Below are 5,163 nucleotides of genomic sequence, written 5' to 3' on the forward strand. Positions count from 1 at the left end.
GGCGGTGAGGAGCACCGCGGCCGCCACGGGTCCGAGAACCCTACGCAAGATCATCAGTCACTCTTTCTGCCGGTGGTGGTGTGGCGGCGGGTGAGCGGGTGGCGCCGGACGACCGGGACGGGGGCGCTCGACGGCACCGGGGGGCGCGTCGCCGATCAGGGAGGACCCGGGGGGCGGCGCGCGTCGGACGCGCACGGCGCAGGAGGCGATCGCATCGCTGTCCCCATCGTCGTCGTTGACGAACGGCCGCGGCGGAAGTGCCCGGCCGAGAGGGTTTCGAAAGTTGCGCGAAAAGCGCTTTCACTTTCGGGCCAATCTAGCCGGCGCGGGACGAACCAGTCAACGTGCGGCGATGCTAAAATTGTGAGCGCTAACTTGAGCAGGGATCGCGGCCTTCGCATCGACAAACATCGAGTCGCGCCAGTACCGCTGTGTTAGCGCAAACATTCAGTTCCGCGGCGGTCCCACGCTGCCGCGTTCGACCAGGGTCGGCACGATGGTCCGCCGCTGCCGGCCCGCCTCGCCGCCGCCGACCTGGGCCAACAACAGGTCCAGCGTCTCACGCGCCACCGCCGCGAAGTCCGGCCGGACCGTGGTGAGCGGCGGGATCAGGTAGCCGGCCTCGGGCACGTCGTCGAAGCCGACCACGCTCACGTCCTGTGGCACGCGCCGGCCGCGCTCGCTCATCGCCCGCAGGATGCCGAGCGCCAGGTGGTCGTTGGCCGCGAAGACGGCGGTCACCTCGGGGTCGCGCGCCAGCTCCAGCCCCACCCGGTACCCCGACGCCGCGCTCCAGTCGGCCGGCACCGGCGGCGGGACGGGGAGGCCGGCGGCCTCCAGCGCCGCCCGCCAGCCGCGCACGCGCCCCGCGCTGTCGAACCAGTCCGGCGGGCCGGAAACGTGCCACACCGCGCGGTGGCCCGCCTCGACCAGGTGGCGGGTCGCGGCGAAGGCGCCCGCCTCCTGGTCCGCGGTCACCAGCGGGGTCGGCCGCTCCGGGTCGCCGTCCACCACCACCAGCGGCACACCGGGCGGCACGGCGTCGATCGCGTCGCTCACCGACGCGGTGGGGGCGATCACCACGATGCCCGCCACCCGCTGCTCGTGGTGCCGCTCCAGCGCCCGCGCGATGGACTCGCGGTCCGACGCGTTCACCCGGTGCGCGGTCACCACGAACCCCACCTCGGCCGCCGCCTGCTCGAACGCCGCCAGCAGCGAGATCGGGCCGTACAGGGTGGAGTTCTGCGCCACCACGCCGATCAGCTGCGACCGGCCCGTCACCAGGGCGCGAGCCACCCGGTTGGGCCGGTAGCCCAGTTGGTCGATCGCCGCCTGGACCCGCAGCCGCGTCTGCTCCCGGACGTACGGGTGCCGGTTGAGCACCCGCGACACCGTCTGGTGCGAGACGCCGGCCAGCCGGGCGACGTCCGACATCGCGGGCGCGCCGAAGGTCCTGTTGTCCACGAGCGTCCCTTCGGCGAGGTGTCCCGCGCGGGTCAGGCGGTGCCGCAGGGGGCGCCGTTGAGCGAGTACGAGGCGGGTTCGGCGGTGTTGCCGGTGTGGTTGGCCTGGAACCCGATGCTCACCGACGCCCCCGGCGCGATCGTGCCGTTGTACGACACGTTCCTCGCCGTCACCTGACCCGACGACGGCGAATACGTCGCGTTCCACCCCGACGTGATCGACTGCCCACCCGGCAACGTGAACACCAACGACCAACCCGAGATCGCCGCCGACCCCGTGTTCGTGATCGTGATCTCCGACGTCAACCCCGTGTTCCACGCGTTCACCGTGTTCACGACCCGACAGGACTCACCCGGCTGCGGAGTGGTCGTCGTGGTCGTGGTCGTCGTGGTGGTGGTGGTGGTGGTCGTGCCGGTGGGGTTGACCCGGTAGACCACCGTGCCGTGCGCGGGGACGCCGGCCGAGATGCTCCCGGAGGTCGTGCTCACCGCGTTCGTCCAGGCGTCGCGCAGGGTGAAGGAGGAACCGGTGAGACCGATCGCCGCCGCGGTCGTGCTCACCGTGGTGGTGGCGGAACCCTGGTTGAACAGGGCCACCGCGACACCGCCGTCGGCCAGCCGCTTGGCCAGCACGCGGCGCGTGCCGTCGTGGGAGATCTGCCGCGCCTGCAACGCCAGCGGGTCCTGGTTGATGGCGATCAGGTTGGCGTTCTTCAGGATGGTCGACGTGGCCGAGTTCATGTTCCGCAGGTCGTTGCCCGCGATGAGCGGCGAGGCCATGATCGACCACAGCGCGAAGTGGCTGCGCATCTCGGTGTCGGTCATGCCGCCGCGGCCGACCTCCATCATGTCCTGGTCGTTGAACGCGCCCGGCCCGGCGTAGGAGGCCAGCGGCACGGTCACGTCCACGATGTTCTGGATGCCCATCGGGTAGCCGTTGGTCTGCCCGGTGTTCCACGCGTTGGTGATGTCCTCGGTGGTGCGCCACATGTTCGCGACGTCGCCCCAGTTGCGCCGCGGGCCCGTCTTGTCGTGGATGCTGTTGGGGTTGATGCTGTAGACGATCGGCCGGCCCGTCGCCGCCAGCGCGTCGCGCATCTTCGCGAACGTCCGCACCTGGTCGTCGATCGTCCCGCTCGGGGAGCACCAGTCGTACTTCAGGTAGTCCACGCCCCACGCCGCGAACTGGCGGGCGTCCTGGGCCTCGTGGTTCAGGGCCCCGGTCGACCCGGGGTAGGAGTTGAAGTACTGCGCGCACGTCTCGGCCAGCGGCGCCTGGTAGATGCCGAACTTCAGGCCCTTGGCGTGGATGTAGTCGCCGAGCGCCTTCATGCCGCTCGGGAACCGGCTCGGGTCGCCCTGCAGGTTGCCCGCCGAGTCCCGGTTGGGGTTCATCCAGCAGTCGTCCACCACGACGTACTGGTAGCCGGCGTCGCGCATGCCGGAACTGACCATCGCGTCGGCCATCTGCTTGATCAACGTCTCGTTGATGTTGCAGCCGAACGTGTTCCACGAGTTCCAGCCCATCGGCGGGGTGCGCGCCACGCCGTTGTCCAGGGCCTGCGCGGGGTTCGCGTGCAGCACTACCGCCGTGCCGGCCGACGCCACCACGGCCGCGGCCAGGAGGTGGGCGACGCGCCGCCACCGGGTTGATCGTTCCATGGTCGCCGCGCCCCTTCGCTGTCCGAGTGACGTGCCCGAAACGCCGATCGCCAGCCAATGTAGCCACGCGCGGAACAACCGGTCAAAGCTAAAGATGTGATCGCTCACTTTAGCGAGAGGGCCATTTTCGTCAGTCGAACGGTATTCGACAAGGTCGGATAAGCCCAGCTCCCACCAGCACCACCGGCGCATTGCGCCAGTCAGCCCAACGGCGCTTTCCCACCATTGAACACGCATCTTGTGAGCGCGAACAATTGCGACATACCTCCTGCGGACCGGCGACCCCGGCCCGGTCGTCGCGCCGCCCGAGGTCCGACGGTCGCGGCGACACCCCGACGCGGTGGCCACCTTCGAAACGCCAACCCGCTCGCACCGACTGTTTCGAACGCTCAGGTGAGCGTTAACAAGGGCCGAACCACTACCCGACCGGATCGCACAGGTGTTCGATACCTCATGATAACCGCAGATGAGAAGCGCGCAACTGCGCCGTACTCCGTTCAGATCAATGAACGTTACCGCCATCGGAACCGGGCTTGTGAGCGCCAACACGAGGTGCCACACTGCACACGATCAGCCGATCCAACGCAACAACACTCGAAACTTTCGACGGGCGTGAACTCTCGTTCGCGTCCCCGGTCCGGGAGCCCGGACCACCGCGGTCCGCCCGCGTCCGCGCGCGGACCGCCGGCACGATCCCCGATCACCACCCGCCGGACACGCGGCGGGTGTCCCAGAAGGTGTGCACATGAAGCTGACAGCGAGGTCAGTGTCGCGAGCCGCACTCGTGACAGCCCTGGTCGCCGCCACCGGTAGCGCGGTGGTCCTCACCGCCACGTCGGCGTCGGCCGCGAGCACGCTCGGCGCGTCGGCCCAGCAGACCGGTCGGTACTTCGGCACCGCCGTCGCCGCGGGCAGGCTCGGCGACTCGACCTACACCGGCATCCTGAGCCGTGAGTTCGACATGGTCACGGCCGAGAACGAGATGAAGATCGACGCGACCGAGCCGAACCGGAACCAGTTCAGCTACGGCAACGCCGACCGCATCGTGAACCTCGCGCGCTCCCAGGGCAAGCGGGTGCGCGGGCACACGCTGGCGTGGCACTCGCAGCAGCCCGGCTGGATGCAGAGCCTGTCCGGTTCGGACCTCCGGTCGGCGATGCTGAACCACGTCACCAAGGTCGCCTCCTACTACGCCGGCAAGATCTACGCGTGGGACGTGGTGAACGAGGCGTTCCAGGACGGGAGTTCGGGCGCGCGGCGCGACTCGAACCTCCAGCGCACCGGCAACGACTGGATCGAGGCCGCGTTCCGGGCGGCGCGGGCGGCCGACCCGGCCGCGAAGCTCTGCTACAACGACTACAACACCGACGACTGGACCCACGCCAAGACCCAGGCCGTCTACCGGATGGTCCAGGACTTCAAGCAGCGCGGCGTGCCGATCGACTGCGTCGGCTTCCAGTCGCACTTCAACCCGCAGAGCCCGGTGCCGTCCAACTACCAGACGACGCTGCAGAACTTCGCCAACCTCGGCGTCGAGGTCCAGATCACCGAGCTGGACATCGAGGGCTCCGGCACGGCGCAGGCGCAGAACTACGAGCGCGTGGTGAAGGCGTGCCTGGCCGTCGCCCGGTGCGCGGGCATCACCGTGTGGGGCATCCGGGACACCGACTCGTGGCGCGCCTCGGGCACCCCGCTGCTGTTCGACGGCTCGGGCAACAAGAAGCCCGCCTACACCGCCGTCCTGAACGCGCTCAACGCGGCCCCGCCGTCGTCCACCACGACCACGACCAGCACCACGACGACCACCAGCACGACCACCACCACTTCCACCACGACGACGACCACGACGACCACCACCACGCCGGTTCCGGGTGGCTGCTCGGCCGCCGTGTCGGCGCTCGACCAGTGGAACGGCGGCTTCGTGGCCACGATCAGGGTCACGGCGGGTTCGTCGGCGGTCAACGGCTGGTCCGCGTCGCTGTCGCTGCCGTCCGGCCGGTCGATAGGCAACACCAGGAAAAGCAAACGCAGCGGCAAC

The 5,163-nt window shown here is 69.5% G+C and carries 3 protein-coding genes; 1 reads left to right on the forward strand and 2 read right to left on the reverse strand.

Annotated elements, in window-relative coordinates; all coding sequences use genetic code 11:
* Window positions 1-447 precede the first annotated feature (447 nt).
* Together ACFXGA_RS39500 and ACFXGA_RS39505 are read right to left on the reverse strand one after the other, a co-directional pair.
* The gene (locus ACFXGA_RS39500) at window positions 448-1,464 is read right to left on the reverse strand and encodes a LacI family DNA-binding transcriptional regulator (RefSeq protein WP_378098106.1); all 1,017 of its coding nucleotides are present in this window, start codon (window positions 1,462-1,464) and stop codon (window positions 448-450) included.
* Between the two features lie 32 nt (window positions 1,465-1,496).
* The gene (locus ACFXGA_RS39505; RefSeq protein ID WP_378098109.1) at window positions 1,497-3,125 is read right to left on the reverse strand and encodes a cellulose binding domain-containing protein; all 1,629 of its coding nucleotides are present in this window, start codon (window positions 3,123-3,125) and stop codon (window positions 1,497-1,499) included.
* Window positions 3,126-3,870: 745 nt separating this feature from the next.
* Here ACFXGA_RS39505 and ACFXGA_RS39510 point away from each other — a divergent pair.
* Window positions 3,871-5,163: endo-1,4-beta-xylanase (locus ACFXGA_RS39510; RefSeq protein ID WP_378098112.1), on the forward strand; the 1,293-nt coding region annotated here is incomplete at its 3' end.

It is taken from the genome of Actinosynnema sp. NPDC059335, assembly GCF_042752395.1.
Classification (GTDB): Bacteria; Actinomycetota; Actinomycetes; order Mycobacteriales; family Pseudonocardiaceae; genus Actinosynnema.

Coding starts and splice junctions, on each gene's coding strand:
- ACFXGA_RS39505 (WP_378098109.1), bottom strand. CDS start 3,125: ATGGAACGATCAACCCGGTGGCGGCGCGTCGCCCACCTCCTGGCCGCG.